The sequence below is a fragment of the Alphaproteobacteria bacterium genome (assembly GCA_030740435.1).
Classification (GTDB): Bacteria; Pseudomonadota; Alphaproteobacteria; order UBA2966; family UBA2966.
In genome coordinates this window covers 1-24,985 of record JASLXG010000221.1, presented here as the reverse complement: position 1 = coordinate 24,985, position 24,985 = coordinate 1, and the positions used below count along the sequence as shown (strand labels likewise).

The 24,985-nt window shown below is 69.4% G+C and carries 21 protein-coding genes; 11 read left to right on the top strand and 10 right to left on the bottom strand.

The genetic code is table 11. From position 1 onward, the window contains the following. Positions 1 to 205 precede the first annotated feature (205 nt). The 3 genes from QGG75_20785 to QGG75_20775 all read left to right on the top strand — a co-directional run bounded on the left by QGG75_20785 (position 206) and on the right by QGG75_20775 (position 3,157). A complete protein-coding gene (locus tag QGG75_20785) occupies positions 206 to 652 on the top strand; it encodes a nucleoside deaminase (GenBank protein MDP6069666.1) in 447 nt (148 codons plus the stop codon). A gap of 77 nt (positions 653 to 729) precedes the next feature. Beyond that, the gene (locus tag QGG75_20780) at positions 730 to 1,947 is read left to right on the top strand and encodes an acyl-CoA dehydrogenase (GenBank protein MDP6069665.1); all 1,218 of its coding nucleotides are present in this window, start codon (positions 730 to 732) and stop codon (positions 1,945 to 1,947) included. A gap of 7 nt (positions 1,948 to 1,954) precedes the next feature. Further along, entirely contained in the window at positions 1,955 to 3,157 is a 1,203-nt protein-coding gene (locus QGG75_20775) for an acyl-CoA dehydrogenase family protein (protein ID MDP6069664.1), read from the top strand. A gap of 428 nt (positions 3,158 to 3,585) precedes the next feature. On the opposite strand, the gene QGG75_20770 is transcribed toward QGG75_20775, so the two are convergent. Next, the gene (locus tag QGG75_20770) at positions 3,586 to 4,659 is read right to left on the bottom strand and encodes a phosphotransferase family protein (GenBank protein MDP6069663.1); all 1,074 of its coding nucleotides are present in this window, start codon (positions 4,657 to 4,659) and stop codon (positions 3,586 to 3,588) included. A 19-nt stretch (positions 4,660 to 4,678) separates the two neighbouring features. Beyond that, the gene (purD, locus tag QGG75_20765) at positions 4,679 to 5,947 is read right to left on the bottom strand and encodes a phosphoribosylamine--glycine ligase (GenBank protein ID MDP6069662.1); all 1,269 of its coding nucleotides are present in this window, start codon (positions 5,945 to 5,947) and stop codon (positions 4,679 to 4,681) included. A gap of 100 nt (positions 5,948 to 6,047) precedes the next feature. Here purD and xseA point away from each other — a divergent pair, with 100 nt between their 5' ends. From xseA to QGG75_20750, 3 genes are all read left to right on the top strand, one after another. After that, positions 6,048 to 7,484 (top strand): exodeoxyribonuclease VII large subunit, encoded by a 1,437-nt coding sequence (xseA, locus tag QGG75_20760; GenBank protein ID MDP6069661.1) that lies wholly within the window; start codon positions 6,048 to 6,050, stop codon positions 7,482 to 7,484. Positions 7,485 to 7,520: 36 nt separating this feature from the next. Continuing rightward, a complete protein-coding gene (locus QGG75_20755; GenBank protein MDP6069660.1) occupies positions 7,521 to 7,727 on the top strand; it encodes a DUF2093 domain-containing protein in 207 nt (68 codons plus the stop codon). 98 nt (positions 7,728 to 7,825) lie between these two features. Further along, entirely contained in the window at positions 7,826 to 8,551 is a 726-nt protein-coding gene (locus tag QGG75_20750) for a M23 family metallopeptidase (GenBank protein MDP6069659.1), read from the top strand. Positions 8,552 to 8,560: 9 nt separating this feature from the next. On the opposite strand, the gene QGG75_20745 is transcribed toward QGG75_20750, so the two are convergent. Genes QGG75_20745 through QGG75_20720 form a run of 6 tightly spaced genes read right to left on the bottom strand, consistent with a single transcriptional unit; the run spans position 8,561 to position 15,551 of the window. After that, on the bottom strand, positions 8,561 to 9,448 hold the full coding sequence (locus tag QGG75_20745) for a lauroyl acyltransferase (GenBank protein MDP6069658.1): 888 nt from the start codon (positions 9,446 to 9,448) through the stop codon (positions 8,561 to 8,563). After that, on the bottom strand, positions 9,445 to 10,464 hold the full coding sequence (gene lpxK / locus QGG75_20740; protein ID MDP6069657.1) for a tetraacyldisaccharide 4'-kinase: 1,020 nt from the start codon (positions 10,462 to 10,464) through the stop codon (positions 9,445 to 9,447). The genes QGG75_20745 and lpxK overlap by 4 nt, the downstream gene beginning before the upstream one ends. After that, positions 10,461 to 11,753 carry a 3-deoxy-D-manno-octulosonic acid transferase gene (locus QGG75_20735; GenBank protein MDP6069656.1) on the bottom strand — a complete coding sequence of 431 codons (1,293 nt, stop codon included), beginning with the start codon at positions 11,751 to 11,753 and terminating at the stop codon, positions 10,461 to 10,463. The genes lpxK and QGG75_20735 overlap by 4 nt, the downstream gene beginning before the upstream one ends. Further along, positions 11,750 to 12,448, bottom strand: a complete 699-nt coding sequence (locus QGG75_20730) for a lysophospholipid acyltransferase family protein (GenBank protein MDP6069655.1) — start codon at positions 12,446 to 12,448, stop codon at positions 11,750 to 11,752. The genes QGG75_20735 and QGG75_20730 overlap by 4 nt, the downstream gene beginning before the upstream one ends. A 32-nt stretch (positions 12,449 to 12,480) precedes the next feature. Continuing rightward, a complete protein-coding gene (msbA, locus tag QGG75_20725) occupies positions 12,481 to 14,286 on the bottom strand; it encodes a lipid A export permease/ATP-binding protein MsbA (GenBank protein MDP6069654.1) in 1,806 nt (601 codons plus the stop codon). After that, complete coding sequence (locus QGG75_20720) at positions 14,283 to 15,551, bottom strand: adenylate/guanylate cyclase domain-containing protein (GenBank protein ID MDP6069653.1); 1,269 nt, start codon at positions 15,549 to 15,551, stop codon at positions 14,283 to 14,285. Before QGG75_20720 ends, msbA begins: the two co-directional genes overlap by 4 nt. Before the next feature lie 92 nt (positions 15,552 to 15,643). Between QGG75_20720 and QGG75_20715 the strand changes: the two genes are divergently transcribed. The 5 genes from QGG75_20715 to QGG75_20695 are packed head-to-tail and all read left to right on the top strand — an operon-like array spanning position 15,644 to position 21,970. Further along, positions 15,644 to 17,707 (top strand): molybdopterin oxidoreductase family protein, encoded by a 2,064-nt coding sequence (locus QGG75_20715; protein ID MDP6069652.1) that lies wholly within the window; start codon positions 15,644 to 15,646, stop codon positions 17,705 to 17,707. Next, complete coding sequence (locus QGG75_20710; protein ID MDP6069651.1) at positions 17,704 to 18,624, top strand: diacylglycerol kinase family protein; 921 nt, start codon at positions 17,704 to 17,706, stop codon at positions 18,622 to 18,624. The genes QGG75_20715 and QGG75_20710 overlap by 4 nt, the downstream gene beginning before the upstream one ends. A gap of 60 nt (positions 18,625 to 18,684) precedes the next feature. Then, positions 18,685 to 20,079: a threonine synthase gene (gene thrC, locus QGG75_20705; protein ID MDP6069650.1), complete on the top strand. Its 1,395-nt coding sequence runs from the start codon at positions 18,685 to 18,687 to the stop codon at positions 20,077 to 20,079. Continuing rightward, positions 20,076 to 21,332 carry a pitrilysin family protein gene (locus QGG75_20700; GenBank protein MDP6069649.1) on the top strand — a complete coding sequence of 419 codons (1,257 nt, stop codon included), beginning with the start codon at positions 20,076 to 20,078 and terminating at the stop codon, positions 21,330 to 21,332. Before thrC ends, QGG75_20700 begins: the two co-directional genes overlap by 4 nt. Before the next feature lie 35 nt (positions 21,333 to 21,367). Further along, the gene (locus tag QGG75_20695) at positions 21,368 to 21,970 is read left to right on the top strand and encodes a GNAT family protein (protein MDP6069648.1); all 603 of its coding nucleotides are present in this window, start codon (positions 21,368 to 21,370) and stop codon (positions 21,968 to 21,970) included. A 166-nt stretch (positions 21,971 to 22,136) separates the two neighbouring features. Here the strand turns inward: QGG75_20695 and QGG75_20690 are convergent, their stop codons facing one another. Further along, complete coding sequence (locus QGG75_20690; GenBank protein MDP6069647.1) at positions 22,137 to 23,153, bottom strand: J domain-containing protein; 1,017 nt, start codon at positions 23,151 to 23,153, stop codon at positions 22,137 to 22,139. A 119-nt stretch (positions 23,154 to 23,272) separates the two neighbouring features. After that, positions 23,273 to 24,985 (bottom strand): hypothetical protein (locus tag QGG75_20685; GenBank protein ID MDP6069646.1); only part of this gene is annotated, 1,713 nt, incomplete at its 5' end.

Genomic DNA, 24,985 nt, shown 5'->3' with positions numbered 1-24,985 from the left:
CGGGCGGCGCTGTCGCACCGACAGGGTGTGTCGCGCTGCTTGCCCGATGTCCCACATCGCGCGGCGCAGCGCTCCTACCCTGTCGGCGCGACAGCGCCGCGCAGGCCATGACCCGGTGAAAAATGCGGGCTAGGCCGACGGCCCAGGCCCGGCAATCAAATCCATACCCCTTGACCCCTTCCACCCGGACCGGCAGGTTGCCGCCATGACCGAGCCTTCCCCCATGACCCTGGCGCTGGACCAGGCCGAGCGTGCGGCGGCGCGGGGCGAAGTGCCGGTGGGCGCCGTGGTGGTGGCCGGCGGCGAGGTCGTGGCGGCGGCCGGCAACCGGGTGATAGAGCTGCGTGACCCCACGGCCCACGCCGAGATGCTGGCCATCCGGGCGGCGGCGGCAGCGCTGGCCAACGAACGCCTGGTCGATTGCGACCTTTACGTTACCCTCGAGCCCTGCCCCATGTGCGCCCAGGCCATCTCGCTGGCCCGGCTCCGCCGCCTCTATTTCGGCGCCGCCGATGCCAAGGGCGGCGGCGTCGACCACGGGCCCAGGATTTTCAGCCAACCCAGTTGCCACCACCGGCCCGAGGTCGTGGGCGGCATCGAGGAGAAGCGCGCCGGCCAACTCTTGCGGGACTTTTTCCGCCAAAGGCGCTAGAATCCGTCCGCGGCGGGGGGCGCCTTGAGCCACCGCCGTCATTCGTTATTGCCCAATTCAAAACAGGTAGAGAAAAGATGGACTTCGAGTATTCCGATCGCGTCAAGGAGCTGCAGGACAGGATTAGCGCCTTCATGGAGGCCCACATCTATCCCGCCGAGCCGGTCTACGCCCAGCAGGTCGACGAGGGCGACCGCTGGGTGCATCCGGTTATCATCGACGAGCTCAAGGCCAAGGCCCGCGCAGAGGGGCTGTGGAACCTGTTCCTGCCTGAATCGGAGCGCGGCTTCGGGCTCACGAACCTGGAATACGCGCCCTTGTGCGAGATCATGGGACGATCGCCCTTCGCGCCCGAGGTCTTCAACTGTTCGGCCCCCGACACCGGCAACATGGAAGTGCTGGAGCGCTACGGCGCGGACGAGCACAAGAAAGAGTGGCTGGAGCCGCTGCTGGCCGGCGAGATCCGCTCGGCCTTCGCCATGACCGAGCCCATGGTGGCCTCGTCGGACGCCACCAACATCGAATCCTCGATCGTCCGCGACGGCGACGAATACGTCATCAACGGCCGCAAGTGGTGGACTTCGGGGGCTCCCGATCCACGCTGCAAGATCCTCATCTTCATGGGCAAGACCGATCCCTCGGCCGACAAGTACCGCCAGCAGTCGATGATCCTGGTGCCCATGGACACGCCCGGCGTCAAGGTGCTGCGTGCGCTGCCGGTGTTCGGCTACGACGACGCGCCCCACGGCCATGCCGAGGTCCTGTTCGAGGACGTCCGCGTGCCAGCCTCGAACATTCTCTTGGGCGAGGGCCGCGGCTTCGAGATCGCCCAGGGCCGCCTCGGCCCGGGCCGCATCCATCACTGCATGCGCCTGGTCGGTGTGGCCGAGCGGGCGCTCGAGGTGATGTGCCGGCGCGCCCAGGAACGCGTCGCCTTCGGCGGCCCGCTGACCGACCAGGGCGTGGTGCGGCGCCAGATCGCCGACAGCCGCATGGAAATCGACCAGTCGCGCCTGATGACGCTTTATGCCGCCTGGAAGATGGATACCGTGGGCAACAAGGAGGCACGCAAGGAGATCGCCGCCATCAAGGTGATCGCCCCCAACATGACGTGTCGGGTGGTCGACCGGGCCATCCAGATCCACGGCGCCGCCGGCGTCTCCAACGACTTCGGCCTGGCCAAGGCCTACGCCTCATCGCGCACGCTGCGCCTGGCCGACGGCCCGGACGAGGTGCACGCCAACCAGATCGGCCGCCTCGAGCTCAAGCAGTACGGCTGGCCGGCCAACAAGTAGTCGCGCCATGGACTTCGAATATTCCGAACGGGTCGTCGAACTGCAGGCCCAGCTCACGGCCTTCATGGACGAGCACGTCTACCCGGCCGAGCCGGTCTATGACGCCCAAGTCGGGGAAGGCGAGCGCTGGGCCCAGCCGGCGGTGATGGAGGAACTCAAAGCGACGGCCCGCGAGGCCGGCCTTTGGAACATGTTCCTGCCCGAATCGGAGGTCGGCGCCGGACTTTCGAACCTGGAATACGCACCCTTGTGCGAGATCATGGGGCGCTCGATGATTGCCCCCGAGGTCTTCAACTGTTCCGCTCCCGACACCGGCAACATGGAGGTGCTGGAGCGCTACGGCAGCGACGAGCACAAGGAGCGCTGGCTGAAGCCGCTGCTGGCCGGCGAAATCCGCTCGGGCTTCGCCATGACCGAGCCCCAGGTGGCGTCCTCGGACGCCACCAACATCGAGGCAACGATCCTGCGCGATGGCGACGACTACGTCATCAACGGGCGCAAGTGGTGGACTTCGGGGGCGCCGCATCCGCACTGCCGGATCCTCATCTTCATGGGCAAGACCGATCCCAAAGCCCACAAGTACAGCCAGCAATCGATGATCCTGGTACCGCTGCAGACGCCGGGCGTCAGCGTGGTGCGGCCGCTGGAATTGTTCGGCTACGACCACGCGCCGCACGGCCACGCCGAGGTCGATTTCTCGGACGTCCGCGTGCCGGCCACGAATATCCTCTTGGGCGAGGGCCGCGGTTTCGAGATCGCCCAGGGCCGCCTGGGGCCGGGCCGCATTCACCACTGCATGCGCATGATCGGCCAGTCCGAACGCGCCCTGGAGATGATGTGCCGCCGCGCCCAGGAACGCATAGCCTTCGGCGGCCCGCTGGCCGACCAGGGCCTGGTGCGGCGCCAGATCGCCGACTGCCGCATGGCCATCAACCAAACCCGGCTGCTCACCCTCCACGCCGCCTGGAAGATGGACACCGTGGGCAACAAGGCGGCCCGGGCCGAGATCGCCATGATCAAGGTGGTGGCGCCCAACATGACCTGTCAGGTGGTTGATACCGCCATGCAGGTGCACGGCGCCGCCGGGGTCAGCGAGGACTTCGGCCTGGCGCATTCCTACGCCATCGCCCGCATGCTGCGCATCGGCGACGGCCCCGACGAGGTCCACGCCGACCAAGTCGGGCGGCTGGAGCTGCGCAAGTACAACTGAGCTGGGTGGCCGGCGCCCCCCACCCTCAGCCTCCCCCACAAGGGGGGAGGGAGACGCGATTCGCTCCGCTCTCCTCTCAACTTTCTTCCCCCTCCCCCTTGATGGGGGAGGGAGGGGTGGGGGTGTGTGTTTTTGTTGTCCGGGGGCAAAAAGTAGGGACAGGCACCATTTTTTGACGATCAAACCCCTGCCGCTAACTCCTTGATTATCCAGGAAAAATGGCGAAAAAATTGGGGACAGGTACCACTTTTTGCGACCGCTCCGGAGAGGGCTCGCAGACGACCGGGTCAAGTGGCCCAGCGAACAAAGTGAGTGGCTGCTTGAGGCGGCGACGGCTCCCAAAGCTGGTTTGCGACCGGAAGCCATGGTTCCGGTCTGCCCCGCGGCGAGCGGCTTATTTTATTGCTCTTGTCCGGTCCCCCCGCCGCTTACGCCAAACCCCGCTCGATGACGGTCCGCCAGGCCAACTCGGCCAGGGGGCGAGCCACGGCGGCGGTTTGCGAGGCATGCACGCTGGATGCCGTGCCGATCTTCTCGCGCACCAAAATACCGTGGGCGATGGCGGCCAGTTTGAACATGTTGAAGATGGAATAGACGTCGAAGTCGGCGATGCCGTCGCGGCCGGTGCGCCGGCAGTAGGCTTCGATGTAGCTCTCCTCGTCGGGAACGCCCAGGGCCTCCAGGTCGATGCCCCGAAGGCCGCGGTGCAGCTCCTGGGGGATGCGCCACTGCATGGTGTGGTAGGCGAAGTCGGCCAGCGGGTCGCCCAGGGTCGCCAGCTCCCAGTCCAAAATGGCCAGCACCCGGGGCTCGCTGGGATGGAAGATCATGTTGTCGAGGCGATAATCGCCGTGCACCACCGAGGTCTCGTCGTGCTCGGGCAGGCGTTCCTCGATCCAGGTGATCAGCTTGTCCATCTCGGGGATGCGTTCGTAGACCGATTCTTGGTACTGCCGCCCCCAGCGGCTGGTCTGGCGCGCCACGTAGTTGCCCGGCTTGCCGAAGCCCTCGAGGCCGACGGCCTGGTAGTCGACCGAGTGCAGCTTGGCCATGGTCTCGTTCATGGCGTCGTAGATCTCGAAGCGCTCGGGTTTCGACATGCCGGGCAGCAGGCTCTCCCAGAACACCCGACCTTCGACGCATTCCATGACGTAGAAGGGCGTGCCCAGGACTTCGGGGTCTTCGCACAGCGCGTAGGTCCGGGGCACCGGCACGTCGGTCGGGCCCAGCGCCGTGATCACCCGGTATTCGCGCTCGACGGCATGGGCCGAGGGCTGCAGCTTGCCCGGCGGCTTGCGCCGGATGACCCAGGCCTTGCCTCCGGCCGTGACCTTGTAGGAGGGGTTCGACTGGCCGCCCTTGAACTGCATCACCTCGGCCCGGCCGGAGAAATCCTCGACCTGCTCCTCGAAGTAGCGCTGCACCAGGGCGGCGTCGAGTTCGAGGCCCTCGCGCATGGGCTCGGTGCCGGAAAACTGCTGGCTGCGGTCGGTCTCCTCCACGGGATACTCCTTGCTCTCTCTAACCCTCGAGGGCCCGCCAGCCGATGTCGCGGCGGCAGAAGCCCTCCGGCCAGTCGATCACGTCGGCCGCCTCGTAGGCCCGGGCCTGGGCCTCGCGCACGCCGTCCCCCAGCGCCGTCACCCCCAGCACGCGGCCGCCGCTGGCCGTGATGGCGCCGTCCCGGCGCTGGGTACCGGCATGGAAGATGGTCACGCCGTCGAGCTCGCCGGCGGCCTCGAGGTTCTCGATGACGCTGCCCTTGCGGTAGTCGCCGGGATAGCCCTGGGTCGCCATGACCACGGTCAGCGCCGTTTCGGGTCGCCATTTGAGCTCGACCTCGCCAAGCCGGCCCTCGGCCGCGGCCAGCAGCGCCGGCAAGAGGTCGCTCTGCAGCCGGGGAACCAGTACCTGGCATTCGGGATCGCCGAAGCGGACGTTGTATTCGAGAAGCTTGGGCCGGCCGCCACTGATCATCAGTCCGGCGTACAACAGGCCGCGGTAGGGCCGGCCCTCGGCTGCCATGGCCGCCACCGTGGGCTCGACGATTTCGCCGAGGATGCGACGCTCGAGTTCGGGCGTCACCACGGGAGCCGGCGAGTAGGCGCCCATGCCGCCGGTGTTGGCGCCGGTATCGCCCTCGCCCACCGCCTTGTGATCCTGGGCCGAAGCCAGCGGCAGCACGGTCTCGCCATCGACCAGGGCGAAGAAGCTGGCTTCCTCGCCTTCCAGGAACTCTTCCACGACGAGCTCGTTGCCGGCGGCGCCGAAGCGCCCGTCGAGGATCTCGGCTGCCGCCGCCAACGCTTCTTCGACGCTCTCTGCAATGATCACGCCCTTGCCGGCGGCCAGGCCGTTGGCCTTGACCACGATGGGGGCGCCGTGCGCCCGAATGTAGGCGCTGGCGCTTTCCAAGTCGGCACAGCGCAGGTAGGTGGCCGAGGGAATGCCGTGGCGGGCGCAGAGGTCCTTGGTGAAGCCCTTCGAGCCCTCCAGGGCGGCGGCCGCGGCGCTGGGCCCGAAGGCCTTGATGCCTGCTGCCTCCAGGCGCTCGACCAGGCCGCCGACCAGCGGTGCCTCGGGGCCGACGACGACGAATTCTATGCTTTCGGCGCGACAGAGACCGATCAGGCCGTCGAAATCCATGGCATCGACGTCGACGCAGCGGGCCTGGTCGGCGATGCCGCCGTTGCCCGGGGCGCAAAAAAGCCGCTCGACGCCTGGCGAACGCGCGAGCGCCCAGACCAGGGCGTGTTCGCGGCCACCGGAGCCGACGACGAGAACGTTGATGGGCGCTGACATTCGTCCCTGTAGCCTCCCACTGGCCGGCGCTATGACCTTCCGGCCCAGCGATACCTTTTGTATCATAGCGCCTCTGCGAGGCAAGAGTATGACGGCAGCGAACGAAACACCCGCCAAGGCGGCCCCAAACGTACCCGAGTATTCGGTGAGCGAGATCTCGACGGCGCTCAAGCGCTCGGTGGAGCGGGCCTTCGAGCGGGTGCGGGTGCGGGGCGAGATCTCGGGCTTCAAGCGGGCCGCCTCGGGGCATCTTTACATGAGCCTCAAGGACGATAGCGCCGTGCTCGACGCGGTCTGCTGGCGCGGCACCGCCGGCCGCCTGGCGCTGGCCCCCGAAGACGGCCTCGAGATCATCGCCAGCGGCAAGCTGACCACCTATGCCCAGCGCTCGCGCTACCAGCTCGTCATCGACAGCATCGAGCTGGCCGGCGAGGGGGCGCTCTTGAAGCTTCTCGAAGAGCGCCGCAAGAAGCTCGCCGCCGAAGGCCTGTTCGAAGACGAGCGAAAACAAAACCTGCCTTTCCTGCCCGAGGTCATCGGCGTGGTCTCGTCGCCCACGGGCGCCGTCATCCGCGACATCCTGCATCGCCTGCGCGAACGCTTTCCCCGCCACGTGCTGCTCTGGCCGGTGCTGGTCCAGGGCGACGGCGCGGCCGAACAAATCGCCGCCGCCATCGCCGGCTTCGACGGCCTGGCGGCCGGCGGTACGGTACCCCGGCCCGACCTGGTTATCGTCGCGCGGGGCGGCGGCAGCGTCGAGGACCTGTGGGCCTTCAACGAGGAAATCGTGGTGCGGGCCGCGGCGGCCTGCTCGATCCCGTTGATTTCGGCCGTGGGCCACGAGACCGACACCACGCTGATCGATTTCGCCGCCGACCGCCGGGCGCCGACGCCGACGGCGGCGGCCGAGATGGCGGTGCCGGTGCGGGCCGATCTGGATTATGGGCTTAAGGACCTGGACCGCCGCCTCTATGGGGCGCTGAAGCGCAGCCTGGAAGAGCGCGAGGTGCGGCTCAAGGGCCTGGCCCGGGGCTTGCGCGGCCCGCGCGAGCTGATCGAACTGGCGGTGCAGCGCCTCGACGAACAGGCCGAGCGCTTGTCGCGGGCCTGGCGCCAGGGCCTCGACGAGCGCCGCCACCGGCTGGCCCGGGCCACGGCCGGACTGCGGCCGGCGCTGCTGGGCCGGCACCTGGCCGAGCAGGGCCGCGCCATCGAGAGCCTGAAGCACCGCCTGGCCCTGGCCTGGCGACGCCGACAGGACCAGCACCAGAGCCGACTAGAGGCAGCCGAACGGCTGCTCGCCAGCCTCAGCCACCAGAGCGTGCTGGCCCGGGGCTTCGCCCTGGTGCACGGCGAGGGCGGACTGGTCACCTCGGCCGGCGCGCTGCGCTCGGGCCAGGCGCTGGAGCTCGAATTCCACGATGGCCGCCAGGCCGCCGTTGCCGGCGGCCGGCCGGGGCGGCTGGCGCGGCCGGCGCGGCGAAAAAAATCCGGTCCCCCAGACGGCCAGGGCGAGCTATTGTGAGCCTCTAAGGGAAGGATTTTGGCTGTGCACAAACCCATGCAGCAGGCCGAGCTGCGCTACGATTCCGGTGCCTACCAGGTGCTCAAGCCGGGGCACTACGTGGTCTGTGCCGTCAGCGGCCGGCAGATCATGCTCGAAGACCTGCGCTATTGGAGCGCCGAGTTGCAGGAGGCCTACGCCGACGCCGTGATCGCCACCCGGCGCCACGAGGAACGCCAGGGCCAGCCGGAGGAGCCGACCTGATTCGTGCCCTGGCGGTCGCCCTCGGGCTGTGGCTGGCGACCACCGCGGCCGCGGCCCAGGAGCTGCGGCTCGAAGGCGAGGCAATCCAGGGCGGGCTGATGCGGGGCCAAGCGCCGCCGGGCACGGAGGTCCGGCTCGACGACCGGGCCATCCGGGTGGCCGAGGACGGCCTCTTCGTCTTCGGCTTCGGCCGCGACGCCAAGCCCGATCATCGCCTGGTGGCGCGCCTGCCCGACGGCAGCCTCTGGGATCGCGCCCTCGAGGTGGCCAAACGTTCCTACGCCATCCAGCGCATAGACGGCCTGGCGCCGCGCATGGTGACGCCCTCGGCTGCGGCGCTGGTACGAATCCGGCGCGAAAACGCCTGGATCGCCGCCGCCCGAAAGCTTGATTCGCCCGAGCCCCACTTCGCCGCCGGCTTCGCCTGGCCGCTTCTGGGCACCATCACCGGCGTCTTCGGCAGCCAACGCATTCTTAACGGCGAGCCCCGCCGGCCCCACTACGGCGTCGACATCGCCGGCCCCCGCGGCCGGCCGGTGCTGAGCCCGGCCGCCGGCGATGTGGCGCTGGCCGAGGCCGATCTCTACTACACCGGCGGCACCATCATCATCGACCACGGATTCGGCCTGACCTCGGTGCTCTCGCATCTCAGCGCCGTGCTGGTGGCCGTGGGCCAGAGCGTGGCCCAGGGCCAGCTCGTGGGCCGCCTGGGAGCCACTGGCCGGGCCACCGGCCCCCACCTGGATTGGCGCGTCAACTGGTTTGCCGAGCGCCTCGACCCGGCCCGCCTGGTGCCGCCCATGCCCAAACCCGAGGACGGTTAGGGCAAGGCCTCAATCCGGCCAGCGGCGGTGCAGCCAGAACCACTGTTCGGGACGGGCGCGGATCCAGGCCTCGAGGCGGGCGTGGATGCGGGCCATGGTAGCCGCCACGTCGGCTTCGCGCTCTCCTGTCTCAACCAACTCCAGCGGCGGCTCGATGGTGATGCGGAAGCGGGCGCCGCCCAGGCGTTCGACCCGGGACGGGATCAGCGGACAGCCGTAGCGCAGCGCCAGCTCGGCCGCCGCCGGGGCGGTCATGGCCGGGCGGCCGAAGAAGTCGACGGCGATGCCGTCGTTCTGTTTCTGGTCGACCACCAGCGCCACCGCCCGGCCCCGGCGCAAGGCACCGATCAGGCCGCGGGCGCCGGCGCCGCCCTTGGCCAGGTGCTCGCCGCCGGTGCTGTCGCGCACGGCCTGGATCAGGGCGTCGGCGTAGGGGTTGTTGGCTTTGCGATAGACGCTGATCAGGGCCAGCGGACGCTGGAGCGCCACCAACGGCAAGAGCTCCCAGTTGCCCAGATGGCCCGAGAAGAAGATGGCGCCGGCCTCGCTTTGGCCGGCCAGGTCGACGTTCTCGGCGCCCACCACCTCGATGCGGCGGACGCCATCGGGGTCGGCCTGGTAGCAGCGCAAGCGGGCCAGGTGGGGGAATTCCGCGGCCACCCGGCCGAGATTGTCCCACATGGCGCCGACGATGGCCTCGATGCGGCCTGGCTCCAAGTCGGGAAAGGCCCGGCCGAGATTGCGCCGGGCCCGCTTGCTGAGCCCCAGGCGCGGCCCCAGGCCCCGCCCCAGCCAACCGCCCAAAGCCGAGGCCCGGTCGAGCGGCAGGCGGCCGAAAAACCAGAGCGCCAGCCTGAGCAGTAGCGCTTCCAGGCGGTGGCGCGGATCTCGGATCATGACGCCGCCACAGGGCCAAGATCCGCCAAGACGCCGTCGAGCAGCGCCTCCAGCGCCGCCTCGTCGGCGAAGACGATGCCCACCTCGACCACCTCGACCATGGCCCGGGCCTCGGGCGGCAGGCGCACCGCGTCCTTGGCCGTGGTCACCGGCCGGGCGCCCTTGGCGGCGGCCTCCTCGACGATGCGCATGATGGTGTCGGGATGGTAGGGCCGATGATCGGCGAAGGCGTGGCGGCCGACGATCCGGCAGCCCAGTTCCTCCAGCGTGGCGAAGAACTTCCGCGGCCGGGCGATACCGGCAAAGGCCACGACGGCGCTCTCGGCCAGCGGCAGGGCCGAGATGCTGGGCTCCAGCCGGGCCCGCAGCAGCGGCCGGTCGGGCGCCAAGAGCGTGATCTCGGCAGCCAGCCCAGGCAGTGCCTCGGGCCCCTCGATCAGCACCACGGCGTCGGCCCGGGCCAGGCCCACGGCGGCCGGCTCACGCAAGGGCCCGGCCGGCATGACGCGGCCGTTGCCGAAGCCGTAGGCGGCGTCGACGACGACCAGCGAAAGATCTTTTTGTAGTCCCGGGTTCTGGTGGCCGTCATCCATCACCACCAGCTCGGCCCCGGCCGCCACCGCCGCCCGAGCCCCGGCGGCGCGGTGGCGGGCCACCCAGGTCGGTGCCCGGGCCGCCAGCAGCAACGGCTCATCGCCCACCAGGGCGGCGTCGTGGCGCGCCGCATCGACTTGCACCGGGCCGCGCAGGCGGCCGCCGTAGCCGCGGCTGAGAAAATGCGGCTTGCAGCCCCGGGCAGCCAGGCGGGCGGCCAGACCCAGCGCCGTCGGCGTCTTGCCGGCACCGCCGCTGACGATGTTGCCGACGCAGATCACCGGCACCGCCACGCTCTGGGGCCTGGCCAGGGCGCGCCGCAGGCGGCCGAGGCCGTCGTAGAGGCTGGCCAAGGGCGCCAGCAAAAGCGGCGCCGCGGTGGCCCAAGGACCTTCTCCCTGCCAGAATTCCGGTGCCTTCATGGCGCTGCCCCCGGTGTCTTCGGCATCCAGGGTCCCAACGCCGCCACGACGCCGTCGAGAATGTCGGCGTGGCCTTCGCCCGTCCCGCCGCTAACCCTGAGCCCGGCGGCGGCGTGGCGTTCGCGGAGACCGGCATCGATCAGCAGGGCGGCCACCTCGCGGCCCAGCTCGCCGCCGTCCCGCACCATGGTGCTGGCCCCAGCGGCGGCCAGGTCGGCGGCCGCGACGCGGAAGTTCTCGACGTCGGGGCCGTGGATGACGGCGGCCCCCAGGCGGGCCGGCTCGAGCAGGTTCTGGCAGCCCCTGGGCGTCAACGAGCCGCCCACGAAGACGATTTCCGAGAGTCGATAAAAAAGGCCGAGCTCGCCCAGCGTGTCGGCCAGGTAAATCTCGGTCGCCGGCTCGATGCGCTGGCCGGTCGAGCGCTGCGCCAGCTTCAGGCCGCCGGCCGTCAGGGCCGCGGCCAGCTCGTCCCCGCGTTCGGGATGGCGCGGCACGATGACGGTCAAAAGGCCCGGGTGGGCGGCGGCCAGGTCGCCATGCACCCGGGCGGCGATGGCTTCCTCGCCGTCATGGGTGCTGGCGGCCAACCACAAGGGCCGGCCGGCAGTGGCGGCGCGCAAACGCTGCAGCTCAGCCGCCTCGGCGGGCAAGGGCTCGGCCGCCTGCTTGAGGCTGCCGCTGACCTCGACCTTGGTGGCCCCCAGGGCGCGCAGGCGCTCGGCTTGCTCCTGGTCCTGGGCCAGACAAAGCGCGAAGCCGCCCAGCAGCGGCCCGATCAGGCCGGGCAGGCGCTGCCAGCGGCGAAACGAGCGGCGCGACATGCGGGCGTTGATCAGTACCGTGACGATGCCACGGGCGCGGCTCTGGCCCAGCAGGTTGGGCCACAGCTCGGATTCCACCCAGAGCGCCAGGTCGGGCCGCCAGTGGTCGAGAAAACGGCCCACCCAGTCCGGCCGGTCGGCCGGCACGAATTGGTGGATGGCACGCGGCGGCAGGCGATCGGCGGCCAGCCGGGCCGAGGTCACGGTGCCGCTGGTGACCAGCAGCGTGAGCTCGGCGCGCTGCTCGAGCAGGCACCGCATCAAGGGTAGCGCCGAGGTCAGCTCGCCCACCGATGCGGTGTGGATCCAGATCAGCGGCCCCTCGGGCCGCGGCCGCGAGGCTCGGCCCTGGCGCTCGGCGAAGCGCTCCGGGTCCTCCTTGCCGCGCCGCCGGCGCCCCCTGAGATAGAGCGCGATCAGCGGCCCCAGCGCGATGGTCAGGCCGCGATAGAGCCCGGGCGTCATGCCGGATCCGCCGTCACAGGGGTGACACCGCAGCGCCGGTCGGCTTCATCCGAGAGCGCCGTCAAGCTCTCTTCGATCTCCAGCCGTAGCGCCGCCTGGGCCGCGGCGTCGGCCTCGCGGGGCACAGTGATGGGCTGGCCCCAGACGAAGACGCCGCGACTGAAGGGCAGGCCCACGATCATGCGGTCCCAGGAGCCCATGAGGCGGCGGCGGCTGATGCCGATGGCGGCCGGAATCACCGGTACGCCGGCCAACCGGGCCAGCGAAACCACACCCTCGCTGGCCCGCATGCGCGGCCCATGCGGCCCGTCGGGGGTGATGCCGATGCAGCTTCCGTCCTGCAGCGCCTTGACCATGGTGCGCAGCGCCTGGCTGCCCTGGCGGCGGCTCGATCCGCGCACCGTCTGGAAGCCGAAATGGCCGATGGTGCGGGCGATCAGCTCGCCGTCGCGGTGCTGCGAGATCAGCATGTGGACGGGCACGCCGCGCGGCCAGCCAAAGGGCGCCAGCAGCAGGCGGCCGTGCCAGAAGGCCACGATGAAGGGCTCGCGGCGCTGCCAGAAGGCGGCCGGTATCTCGCCGCCGAAGGTCTGCCAGCGGCTGCACCGGTAGACCAAGCGCATGTAGCCAGCGGCCACGAAGCACAGCACCGCCCGCACCCGGGGATTGGCAAGAAGGCGCTTGTCGAGGCGCACGGCCGGGCGGACGCTGCCGGGTGCCGCGGCCCTCAGGCCCGCGCTCCGACAGGGGTTGTAATGTCGGTTATGGAGGCGGAAGCGCTCTCCTGCTGGCGGTAGAGCCCGGCGTAGGTGCCGCCGCGCGCCATCAGCTCGGCGTGGCTGCCCGATTCGACGATGCCGCCCTGGTCCATGACGTGGATGACATCGGCCTCGATCACCGTCGACAGGCGGTGGGCGACGATGAGCGTGGTGCGGCCTTGCATCAGGGTGCCCAGCGCGGCCTGGACCTGGCGTTCGGATTCGGCGTCCAGCGCCGAGGTGGCCTCGTCGAGCAGCAGGATGGGCGCATCCTTGAGCATGGCCCGGGCGATGGCGATGCGCTGGCGCTGGCCGCCGGAAAGGCGGCTGCCGGATTCGCCGACCATGGTGTCGAAGCCCTGCGGCAGCTCGGCGATGAAGTCGGCCGCCGCCGCCGCCCGGGCCGCCGCCTCGATGGCGGCATCGTCGGCGCCGGGGCGGCCGTAGGCGATGTTGGCCCGCACCGTGTCGTCAAACAGCGTCGCTTCCTGGCTGACCAGGCCGATGGCGGCGCGCAGGCTGGCCAGGCCGACCTGGCTTACCTCCTGGCCGTCGATTTGCAGGCGTCCGGCGCCGATGTCGTAAAAGCGCGGGATCAGGTTCAGCACCGTCGACTTGCCGGCCCCCGAGGCTCCGACCAGCGCCACGGTGCGCCCGGCCGGCACCTCGAAGCTGACGCCGCCCAGGGCCGGGCGGTCCTGGCCATAGGCGAAGCTCACGTCCTCGAAACGGATGCCGCCCTCGGCCACCTCGAGAGCCGGCGCGCCGAGGCGTTCGCGGATCTCGGGCTCGACGTCGAACATGGCGAAGATGCGCTGGGCCGCCGCCAGTCCCTCCTGCAGGGCGGCATTCAGGTTGGCCAGGCTCTTGAGCGGCTGGTAGGCCATGATCAGCGCCGCCATGAAGGAAAAGAAGATGCCCGGCGTGGTCTCGCCGGCCATCACCCGGCTGCCGCCATAGTAGATCACCGCGGCCACGGCGATACCGCCCAGCGTCTCCATCAGCGGCGTTGCCGCGGCCCGCGCCTTGACCACCTTGAGCACGGCCCGCAGGCGCTCCTCGACGGCCTGGCCGGCGCGCCCGGTCTCGTAGGCCTCCATGCCGTAGGCCTTGACGTGGCGGGCGCCCTGCAGGGTCTCGCTGAGCAGCGCCGCAAAGCGGCCGGTGCGTTCCTGGGTAGCGGTCGAGGCCTTGCGCATGCGCCGGCCCAGGTTGCGCACCGGGATTATGGCCAGGGGAAAGACCACGAAGCTGACGGCGGCCAGGCGCCAATCCTGGTAGAACATCAAGGCCACCAGGAAGACCAAGGTCAGGCTGTCCTTGACCATGCCGGTCAGCGTCCGCGCCACGGCGTCGCGCAAGAGGTTGGCGTCGTTGAGGAAGTTCGACACCAGCCGCCCCGAGGCCGTGTTCTGGAAGTAGGCCAGATCGGCCCGCATCAGGTGGGCGTAAAGCGCCAACTGGATCTCGGCGATGATGCGCTGGCCGATGGCGCCCATCAGATAGCCCTGGACGAAGGTGGCGCCGCCCTTGATCAGGGCCAGCCCCAGCACCGCCAGCGGAACCAGCAGCAAAAGCTCGCGGTTGCCGGCCAGGAAGATCTCGTCCATCACCGGCTGCAAGAGCCAGGCGTTGGCCGCCGTGGCGGCCGCCGCCACGACCATGCACAAGGCGGCAAAGACGATGGGGCCGAGATGGCGCCGGATGTGCTCGCGCCAAAGCCGGGCCACCAGGCTGGCGCTGGTCTGCGGCTGCTGGGCTGCCTGGCTGCTCAAGGGGCCAACCCTGGGTCGCTGAGGGTGAAGATCTCCTGGGCTTGGCCCACGCCGCGCAGCTGGTGGTGGCCCAGCGAGACGATCTGGTTTCCGAAGCAACGCTCGAACTCGCTCGAGATGAGGATGTCGTGGCCCAGCTCGCGGCTCAGTCCCTCGATGCGGGCGGCCTCGTTGGCGGCGCTGCCGATGACCGTGAATTCGAGCCGTTCGGGCACGCCGATGTTGCCGTACATGACGTCACCGACGTGTAGCGCCAGGCCATAGCCAATCGGTTCTTGGCCCCGGCCCTGGCGTTTCAGGTTGACCCTTTCAAGGCGGGCGCGGGCATCGCGAGCAGCGTCGAGCGAGCGCATGCAGGTGCCTTCGAGCGGCGTACAGGCCTGGTCCAGTGGGTGATCGGCACCGTCGATGGCAAAGATCGCCAGCGCCGCGTCGCCGATGAAGCGCAAGACCTCGCCGCCATGATCCATCACGGCACCGGCCATGCAGGCGAAGAAATCGTTGAGCAGCCCGAGAAATTCCTCCATCGGCAGGGTTTCCGCCAAAGCGGTCGAATCGCGCAGGTCGCAAAACCAGATCACGGCGTGGATCCTTTCACCGTCGCCCAGCTTGACCAGGCCGTCCAGCATGCGCGAGCCGGCCTGACGGCCGACGTAGGTTTCCATCAGGGTGCGGGCGGTGCGCCTCAGCGTGTGGGTCTCGATCAGGCGGGCCAAAACGGCAATGGAATCGTAGACCACCTCGAGCTCTGCGGTATGGAAGCCGCCGGCACGGTCGGCGGAAAAGGTAATGGCGTTGATGGTGCCGTCCGAGAAGATCAGCGGCAGCGCCACGTAGTCGGTAATCCCCTCGGCTGCCAACTCGGCCAGGATGGGATAGTCGATCTCGGCCCCGGCATCGAGGCGGCGGCGGATGGCGGCGGCGCCGTCCTCAAAGAGCGCCGCCATCGGGCTTTCCGTGTACTGGCGCGATTCCGTGACGTGATGTGGAGGTTCGAATTCCTCGGTCGTGCCGCGCTCGCGGCGCCATTCATAGCGCGTGCCGATGACCTGGGGGTGAAGCGTGCGAATGAAGCACATGAGGCGCATGAGCGGCACCCCCTCAGTCACCAGGCGGGCCCCAAAGGCGGCAATCAGCTCGCCCGGCTGGGCAATGCTCCAGGCCTCGGTCAGCAGCCATTCGATGATCGGATTGGCGCACCAGGCAGCCTGGGGCATGGCCGTAGCGTCGGCCTCGGGTATCTCGTGCTGCAAGGCGTGATCCATGGCGTACTCCGGGGCGCGAGGGTAGCACAGGCCCCCTGCCCCCCGCTATGCTGCGGCCAGCGATCCATGTTTACATTGCCCGGGAGGCCCGCGTGCCGAACAAACCCGACCTCGTCGCCTCGGTCTGTCCCCACGACTGCCCCTCGACCTGCGCCCTCGAGGTCGAACGCCTGGACAGCCGCACCATTGGCCGCATCCACGGCGCCCGGGAGAACAGCTACACCGCGGGCGTGGTCTGCGCCAAGGTGGCGCGCTATGCCGAACGCGTGCACCACCCCGAGCGCCTGACCAGGCCGCTCAAGCGCACCGGCGCCAAGGGCTCGGACGACTTCACACCGATCGGCTGGGACGAAGCGCTCGACGAGGTCGCCGCGGCCTTCGCCCGGGCCACGGAAAAGTATGGCTCCGAGAGCGTCTGGCCCTACTTCTACGCCGGCACCATGGGCCTGGTACAGCGCGACGGCATCGAGCGCTTTCGCCATGCGCTGGGCTATTCCGGCCAAAGCACCTCGATCTGCGTCGGCACCACCCAGCCGGGCTGGCTGGCGGGAGCGGGCCGGCTGACCGGCGTCGATCCCCGCGAGATGGCGGAGAGCGACCTCATCGTGCTCTGGGGCACCAATGCCGTGGCCACCCAGGTCAACGTAATGCACCACGTCGCCAAGGCCCGCAAGGGCCGGAGCGCCAAGCTGGTGGTGGTCGATCCCTACCGCAACCCGACCGCCGAGACGGCCGATATTCACCTTTGCTTGCGGCCCGGCAGCGACGGCGCCCTGGCCTGCGCCATCATGCACGTACTCTTTCGCGATGGCCTTGCCGACCGGGCATACCTGGCGCGATACACCGATGTGCCGGATGAACTGGAAGCCCACCTGGCCAGCCGCACGCCCGAATGGGCGGCCGCCATCACCGGACTTCAGGCCTCCGAGATCGAAGATTTCGCTGCCCTTTACGGCCGCACCGAGCGGGCCTTCATCCGCCTGGGCTACGGCTTCACCCGCCACCGCAACGGCGCCGCCAACATGCACGCGGTGTCCTGCCTGCCCGCCATCTGCGGCCATTGGCGCCACCGGGGCGGCGGCGCGCTTTATTCCAACGGCGGCATCTACCCCTTCGACCGCACCCTGATCCAGGGCCTCGATGTGCGCGATAAATCCATCCGCGTCCTCGACATGTCGCGCATCGGCCCCGTGCTCAACGGCGACGCCGAGGACATCGGCTCAGGCCCCCCGGTCACCGCCATGCTGATCCAGAACACCAATCCCATCGTGGTGGCACCGGACCAGAACCTGGTGCGCCAGGGCTTTGCCCGCGAGGATCTTTTCGTCTGCGTGCACGAGCAATTCCTCACCGACACCGCCAAATTCGCCGACATCGTGTTGCCCGCCACCACCTTCCTGGAACACGACGACCTTTATCAGTCCGGCGGCCATTCCCACATCCAGCTCGGCGCCCGGGTGATCGAGCCGCTGGCCGAGTGCCGGCCCAACCATTTCGTACACTGCGAGCTGGCGCACCGTTTGGGGGCCAAGCATCCCGGCTTCGAGATGAGCGAGATGGAGATCATCGCCGCCACGCTCGAGACCTCGGGGCTGGTGGATCTTGAAACCCTCAAGGCCGAGCGCTGGCATGACTGCATGCCGGACTTCGAAAGCGCTCACTTCCTCGATGGCTTCGGCTGGCCCGACGGCAAATTCCGCTTCAAGCCCGACTGGCCGGGCCAGGGCCGACTGGGCCACCTGATGCCAACGCTGCCAGATCATTGGGCGGTGATCGAGGAGGCCGACGCCGAACATCCCTTCAAGCTGATGACCTCGCCGGCGCGCAACTTTTTGAATACCACGTTCACCGAGACGCCGGGCTCGCTCGAGCGCGAGCGCCAACCGACACTGCGCATCCACCCCGATGACGCCCGCGAGCTTAATATCGGCGAGGGCTCAGGGGTGCGCCTGGGCAACCGGCGCGGCCGGGTCGAGCTTAAGGCGATGCTCTTCGACGGCCTGCAGCGCGGCGTGCTGGTGGTCGAGAGCATCTGGCCCAACCGCCACTTCCGGGACGGGTGCGGCATCAACAGCCTGACCGGTGCCGACAGTCCGGCGCCGGCCGGCGGCGCCGCCTTCCATGACACGGCGGTCTGGGTGGAAGCCCTGGAATGAGCGCCGGCCGCCGGGTTCTGGTTGTCGACAACCCCATCGCCGGCCGCCGCCGGCGCAGCCCCGGCAGCTTTCACCGCACCATCGACGCCCTGGCAGCCAGCGGCTGCATCACCACGGTGCTGCCCACCGATGGCCCCGACCAGGCCGAAGCCCAGGTTCGCGAGGCCCGCGACGACCCCGGCCTGGAGGCCGATGTGATCGTGGCCTCTGGCGGCGACGGCACGGTCAACGAGGTGCTCTCGGGCCTGCTCGACGGCGCCGCGGTCCAGGACGGCGTCTTCCAGGGGCCGGCCTTCGCCACCTTCCCCTTCGGCACCGTCAACGTGCTGGCCCTGGAGATCGGGCTCGAGCCCAAGCCCGCCGCCATGGCCGGGATGATCGCCGAGGGCCGCATCATCGAGGCCACGGTGGGCTGCGTCGAGGGCCGGCGTTTTCTGCTCTGCGTCGGTGCCGGGCTCGATTCGGCGGCCGTCAAATATCTCAAACCCTGGCTCAAATCGCTGATCGGCCGCGGCGCCTACTTCGTGGCGCTCTTGATTGCCCTCATACGCGACGGCAGCACCGTCTTCGAGGTCGAGATCGACGATCAGCGCTACCGCGCCTCGACGGTCATCGTGACCACCTGCAGCCGCTTCGCCGGCCCCCACGTGGTGGCCCCCGAGGCCCGCCTCGACGACGGCACGCTGCACGTGCTGCTGGGGCTGCGCACGGGACGCTGGAACCTGGTGCGCTACGGCATCGCCTATGCCCGCGGCCGCATCCCCTTCCTCGACGACGTGCTGGTGCGGCCGGTGCAAAGCTTGCGCATCCTCGAGCCCCGGGGCTACGCAGTCCAGGTCGACGGCGACCTGCGCGGCCAACTGCCGGTCGAGGTGGTGGCCGAGGAAGCCCGGCTCAGGTTGTTGATGCCCAACTAAGCGTTGCGCCGCTGGGCCGGGCTCTATAGGGTGCCGCCGCGCTAGCGAGAGGAAAGTTTCGTGCGCTACATCAGCACCCGAGGTGAGGCCCCAAAGATCGGTTTCGACGACATGCTGCTCGCGGGCCTGGCGCCCGACGGCGGGCTCTACCTGCCGGAGAGCTGGCCGCAGTTCGAGACGGCGGCGCTGGACGATCTGGCCGGGCGGCCTTACGCCGAAGTCGCGGCCCAGGTGATGGCGCCCTACGTCGCCGGCTCGGCCGCGGAAGCAGCGCTGCCGGGCCACATCGAAGCCGCCTACGCCAGCTTCGAGCACCCGGCCGTGGTGCCGCTCAGACAGCTCGATGCGGGGCTCTGGCTGCTCGAGCTTTTCCACGGGCCGACGCTGGCCTTCAAGGACGTCGCCCTGCAACTGCTCGGCCGGCTGTTTGATTTCGAGCTCGAGCGCCGCGGCGCCCGCCTGACGGTGGCCGGCGCCACTTCCGGCGACACCGGCCCGGCGGCCATCGAGGCCTGCCGCGACCGCAGCGCCATCGAGGCCTTCATTTTGCATCCCGAAGGCCGGGTTAGCGAAGTTCAGCGCCGCCAAATGACCACGGTGGCGGCGGACAACATCCACAGCATCGCCATTGATGGCACCTTCGACGATTGTCAGGCCCTGGTGAAGGCGCTGTTCGGCGATCCCGACTTTCGCGCACGCCACAACCTGGGTGCCATCAACTCCATCAATTGGGCTCGGGTGATGGCGCAAATCGCCTATTTTTTCTCGGCGGCGCTGGCTCTCGGCGCGCCCCATCGGCGGCTCACCTTCTGCGTGCCCAGCGGCAACTTCGGCAACGTCTTTGCCGGCTACGCCGCGCAGCAAATGGGGCTGCCGGTCGAGCGCCTGATCGTGGCCACCAACCAGAACGACATCCTGGCCCGCTTCTTCGCCAGTGGCGAATACCGCAAGGACCGGGTGCGGCCCAGTATCAGCCCGAGCATGGACATCCAGGTGGCGAGCAACTTCGAACGCCTGCTCTTCGATCTCGTGGGCCGCGATCCCGACCGCCTGCGCGGCCTGATGGCGACGCTGGACCAGAGCGGCGGCTTCGCCGTCGAGGCCAGCGAGCTGGCCCGGGCCGGCGAAGTATTCTCGGCCACGGCGGTGGGCGAAGCGGAAACCCGCGCCACCATCGCCCAGGTGCACAAGGAAAGCGGACAATTGATCGATCCCCATACCGCCGTCGCCGTCGCCGCCGCCCGCCGGCTGGCACCCGCGGCGCCGGTGGTGGTGCTGGGCGCCGCCCATCCCGCCAAGTTTCCCGACGCCGTCGAGGACGCCACCGGGCTGCACCCGGCGCTGCCGCCCAGGCTGGCCGACATTTTCCAGCGCCCCGAGCGCTCTACGACGTTGGCCAACGACCTGGCGGCGCTGCAAGACCACATCCGCGAGACCCTGGAGCGCAGGCCGTGACGGTCGAGCTGAGCACGCTGGAGGGCGGCTTGAGGGTGGCCAGCGACGCCATGCCCGAGCTCGAGACGGCGGCCATCGGCGTCTGGGTCGATGCCGGGGCGCGCAACGAGAGCCCAGCCCAGGGCGGCGTCTCGCACCTCTTGGAACACATGGCCTTCAAGGGCACCGAACGGCGCTCAGCCCGCGCCATCGCCGAGGAAGTGGAAGCCGTGGGCGGCCAGATCAACGCCTATACCTCGCGCGAGCAGACCGCCTATTTCATCCGCGTGCTCAAGGAAGACGTGGAGCTGGCGCTCGATATCCTGGCCGACATCCTGCAGCACTCGACCTTCGAGGCGGCCGAGTTGGAACGCGAGCGCGAGGTGGTGATCCAGGAAATCAGCCAGGTCCAGGACACTCCCGACGACCTCATCTTCGACCTCTTGCAGGAGACGGCCTTTCCCGACCAACCCATGGGGCGCTCGATCCTGGGCAGCGCAGACCGCGTGCGGGCCTTCGAGCGCCAGGCCCTGGTGAGTTATATGGAACGCCACTACCAGGCGCCGCGGATGGTGCTGGCGGCCAGCGGACGCATCCAACACGAGGCCCTGGTGGGGCGCGTCGGCGAACTTTTCCGCCTGCCCGCCGGCACCGCCCAGGCCCGCCAACCGGCCCACTACCAGGGCGGCGAGCGGCGTGAGGTGCGCCAGCTCGAACAGGCCCACATCACCCTGGCTTTCCCCGGCCTGGCCTTCGACGACGAGGATTTCTACGCCATCCAGGTGCTGTCCACGGTGCTCGGCGGCGGCATGTCGTCACGCCTTTTCCAGGAGCTGCGCGAGAAGCGCGGGCTGTGCTATTCGGTCTTCTCCTTCGCCTCGGCTTATCTCGATGCCGGCCTCTTTGGCGTCTACGCCGGCACCGGCGAAAATGAAGTCGGCGAGTTGGTGCCGGTGCTCTGCGACGAGATCGCCCGCGTCGCCGAGGACGTCGACGAAGCCGAGACGGCGCGGGCCCGAGCCCAGCACAAGGCCGGCATCATGATGGGGCTGGAAGCGCCCATGGCACGCTGCGAGCATCTCGGCCGCCAGCTCTTGATCTACGGCCGGGCCATTCCCACGGCCGAGTTGATCGCCGAGATCGATGCCGTCGACACTGCCGCTCTGAAGCGTGTGGCCGGGCGCGTACTCGGCGGCGGGCCGCCAGTGCTGGCCGCCATCGGGCCCATATCGCGACTTGAAAGCTACGACAGGGTTCGGGCAAGATTTTCCTGAGGGGCGCGCTTGCCGCCCCGCCCATTGGCAATCGGGTGCCGGCCTTGACATCCATCCTGCGCAGTCTCGTCGAACCCGAGGTCTCGGCCAAGCTGACCGGCGACAAGGTCTATTTGCGACCGCCCGAACTCGGCGACTGGCGGGAATGGCAGGCGCTGCGCCACGAATCGCGGGAATTCCTGATTCCCTGGGAGCCCACTTGGCCCGACGGCGTGCTCAGCAAGAGCACCTACCGGGCGCGGCTCAAGCGCTACCTGCGCGAGGCCCGCGAGGACCGCGGCTATGCCTTTTTCATCTTCCGCCGCCAGGACCGGGCGCTGGTCGGCGGCCTCAACCTCAACCACGTCCACCGCGGCGTCTCGCAGTACTGTTCGGTAGGCTACTGGTCGGGCCAGCGCTTTGCCCGCCGGGGCTATATGCGCGATGCCCTGAAGGTCATCGTGCCCTTCGTGTTCGATGAATTGCGGCTCCATCGCCTGGAGGCCGCCTGCGTACCCTCGAACACCGCCAGCCGCGACCTGTTGCGCCAGATCGGCTTCAGCGAGGAAGGCTACGCCCGCCAGTACCTGCGCATCGATGGCGCCTGGCGCGATCATTTGCTCTTCGCCTACCTGGCCACCGACCCCCGGCCTCGATAGAGAGCGGGTGGCCGGGCCGGGTTGTTAAGTGCGACCCGGCCACCCGCTCCCCCTCCCAACCACCCTGGTTGTCAAGTGCGGCCTGGCCACCCGCTCCCCCTCCCAACCACCCATCAATGGTACCCTGTGGGTGGTTGGGAGGGGGAGCGGGTGGCCAGGCTTCAACTCAAGAATCAGCTTTCATCTTGGCGCGGACGTCGCCGGTGGCCGGCGCCCAATCGCCGATCAGGCGTTCGAGCTCGGCGTCGCGGCGCTCCGGCAGCGCCAGCTTCAGCACCACGTACTGATCGCCGCGGCGCCGCCGCTTGCGGTCGATGATGCCCTTGCCCTTGAGCCTCAGCGTGCGGCCCGACGATGACGAGCGCGGGATCGTCAGGCTGACCGGGCCGTCGACCGTGGGCACTTCGACCTTGGCGCCCAGCACCGCCTCCTTGAGGTTGATGGGCAATTCGACATGGACGTCGCTGCCGTGGCGCTTGAAGAAGGCATGGTCGTCGACCCGCACTTCGACTAGGGCGTCGCCGCGCAGCTTGCCGCCGAGCGCCATACCGCCCTGGTTCTTGAGGCGCACGGTCTGACCATCTTCGATGCCGGCCGGGATGGCGACCTTGACGGACTTGCCGTTTTCGAGCTTGAGCTTGCGCGTGGTGCCCTTGGCGGCATCGACGAAGTTGACCTTGAGGCTGTAGCGGCTGTCCAGGCTGCGCGCCTGGGCCCGGGCCTGGGCCCGGCGCGAGTTGTTGCCGCGGTTGCCGAAAAAGGGCGAAAAGACATCCTCGCCGCTGAACCCGCCGAAGCCGAAGTTCTCGAAGCTGAAGGATTCGAAGGGACCGGCTTCGTCGGCCTGGCCCGCCCCCTGGCCCGCCCCTCGTCCCGCCCCCGGGGAGGCACCGGCGCCGGCCGCGCCGGGCCGGCGCGCCCGGGGGCCGGGGCGGGCCTGGCCACGGCGGTAGCGCCGCTCGTTGCCCTGGCCGTCGATCTCGCCGCGGTCGAAGCGCGCCCGCTTGGCCGGATCGTTGAGCAGCGAATAGGAACTCGCCACCTCCTTGAAGCGCTCGGCCGCACGGCCGTCGCCGGGGTGCCTGTCGGGATGCAGTTCCTTGGCCAGGCGGCGATAGGATTTCTTGATGTCGGCGGTGCTGGACTTACGCGTCACGCCCAGCACCTGGTAGGGATCGATCATGTGACCTATGTTTCGTTGGCCGCCGCCGGCGTCGAGGGGATCGCGGGGGATGGTTCGTTAGCGCTCATTCAAGCCGGTTAATCATAGCAAATGGTTAAGGCTAGCAGGAGAAATGCGGGTTAGCGCGGCGACGGCTTCCAATCATCGCTGCGGCGTTTGGCAGCGGCCACCTCGGCCGGTAGCATTTCGCTTCTCAGCACCGCCAGATAGCGTCCGGCCCGACCGTGCCCCTGGCGCGCCGCCAGGCTCCACCAGAAATAGGCCTCCTCCAGGTCGATCGCAACGCCGCTGCCGTCGCGGTAGAGACCGCCGACATAGAACTGGGCCTCGGCGTGATCAGCCTCGGCCGGCGGCAGCCATTTGGCCAGCGCCAAGCGATAATCCCGCGCCAGGTAGGCGGCCAGACCGGCATCCAGTTGCGCCGCCATGGGCACGGCCTCTACCCGGGCTGCCAGTTGGGTTTCTTTGGCGGGTTCCTGGGGTGTTTCCCGGGTCGCTTTGGCTTCGTTGACCAGCAGCGGCGAAGGCGGCACCAATGCCGGGGCCTCGCTCGCTGCCGTTTCGCTTTGCCCCGCCGGCCCGGCAGCAGCCGCTGCATCGTCGCTGTCCGACTGCGCCTCGGCCTGAGGCAGAGATCGCGCCCGGGGCTCTGCCAGAACGATAACTGGTGATTGGGGCAGCGCCTTGGCCGCCTCGTCAGCCTCCTCCCCGGCGGCCGAGTCGCGGGAATCTTCGGCGCCCATGACGACCACCGGCGATTGCGGCACCGGCTTCGCGGCCTGGCTCGGCGCCGCGGCGGCGCTGGTTTCGCCGGTTTGGCGCTGCGAAGCCTGGCGCGCTGCCCGCCGGGCCTCGCGTTCGGCTTCGGCTACCAGCAAGGGCGAGGGCCGCACGCCGGTATCACCAGCCGCCCCCGCCTTCTCGAGTTCGGCCGCCTTGCGCCGCTCGGCCGCCTCGATCACGGCGTTTCGGTGCGCCGCCGCCGCCGCCTGGCGCTCGGCGTCGGCCTGCCTGGCGACGGCGCCCATGGTTTCGGCGTCTCTCCTGGCCTGATCGGCTTCGCGGCGCGCCTGTGCCGCCTGAACCTCGGCGTCACGGCGCTCGGCCAGCGCTACCCTGCGCTGGATCTCCGCCTCCTCGGCCAACCGGCGCGCCATCTCGGCTTGCTTGCGCGCCACTTCGGCCGCCAGAAAATCCTCCGCGGCCTTGCGCTTAGCGGCATCCACGGCCGCTTCGGCCTTGGCCCGGGCCTGGGCTGCAGCGGCCAGATCGGCGGACCGACGCCGCGCCTCGGCCCGCGCCGCTGCCGCGGCCCTGCGCTCTTCAATAATCTTGCGAACCTCTTCCGCCTTGCGCGCCTCTTCCGCCTTGCGTGCTTCCTCGGCTTTGCGTGCTTCCTCGGCTTTGCGCGCCTCCTCCGCCTTGCGCGCCTCTTCCGCCTTGCGCGCCTCTTCAGCTTTGCGTGCTTCCTCAGCCTTGCGGGCTTCCTCGGCTTTGCGAGCCTCCTCCGCCTTTCGCGCCTCTTCAGCCTTGCGGGCCTCCTCGGCCTTGCGAGCCTCCTCCGCCTTGCGCGCCTCCTCCGCCTTGCGCGCCTCCTCCGCCTTGCGCGCCTCCTCGGCCTTGCGGGCCTCCTCGGCCTTGCGAGCCTCCTCGGCCTTGCGAGCCTCCTCGGCCTTGCGAGCCTCCTCGGCCTTGCGGGCCTCCTCCGCCTTGCGGTCCTCCTCCGCCTTGCGGTCCTCCTCCGCCTTGCGGTCCTCCTCCGCCTCGCGGGCCTCCTCTACCTTGCGGGCTTCCTCGGCCTTGCGAGTCTCCTCCGCCTTGCGGACCTCTTC

What these genes read in the sequence shown, in the direction of transcription:
- QGG75_20785 (MDP6069666.1), top strand. Translation starts at nt 206, where the DNA reads ATGACCGAGCCTTCCCCCATGACCCTGGCGCTGGACCAGGCCGAGCGT.
- QGG75_20780 (MDP6069665.1), top strand. Translation starts at nt 730, where the DNA reads ATGGACTTCGAGTATTCCGATCGCGTCAAGGAGCTGCAGGACAGGATT.
- QGG75_20775 (MDP6069664.1), top strand. Translation starts at nt 1,955, where the DNA reads ATGGACTTCGAATATTCCGAACGGGTCGTCGAACTGCAGGCCCAGCTC.
- xseA (MDP6069661.1), top strand. Translation starts at nt 6,048, where the DNA reads ATGACGGCAGCGAACGAAACACCCGCCAAGGCGGCCCCAAACGTACCC.
- QGG75_20755 (MDP6069660.1), top strand. Translation starts at nt 7,521, where the DNA reads ATGCAGCAGGCCGAGCTGCGCTACGATTCCGGTGCCTACCAGGTGCTC.
- QGG75_20750 (MDP6069659.1), top strand. Translation starts at nt 7,826, where the DNA reads ATGCGGGGCCAAGCGCCGCCGGGCACGGAGGTCCGGCTCGACGACCGG.
- QGG75_20745 (MDP6069658.1), bottom strand. Translation starts at nt 9,448, where the DNA reads ATGATCCGAGATCCGCGCCACCGCCTGGAAGCGCTACTGCTCAGGCTG.
- lpxK (MDP6069657.1), bottom strand. Translation starts at nt 10,464, where the DNA reads ATGAAGGCACCGGAATTCTGGCAGGGAGAAGGTCCTTGGGCCACCGCG.
- QGG75_20735 (MDP6069656.1), bottom strand. Translation starts at nt 11,753, where the DNA reads ATGACGCCCGGGCTCTATCGCGGCCTGACCATCGCGCTGGGGCCGCTG.
- QGG75_20720 (MDP6069653.1), bottom strand. Translation starts at nt 15,551, where the DNA reads ATGGATCACGCCTTGCAGCACGAGATACCCGAGGCCGACGCTACGGCC.
- QGG75_20710 (MDP6069651.1), top strand. Translation starts at nt 17,704, where the DNA reads ATGAGCGCCGGCCGCCGGGTTCTGGTTGTCGACAACCCCATCGCCGGC.
- QGG75_20690 (MDP6069647.1), bottom strand. Translation starts at nt 23,153, where the DNA reads ATGATCGATCCCTACCAGGTGCTGGGCGTGACGCGTAAGTCCAGCACC.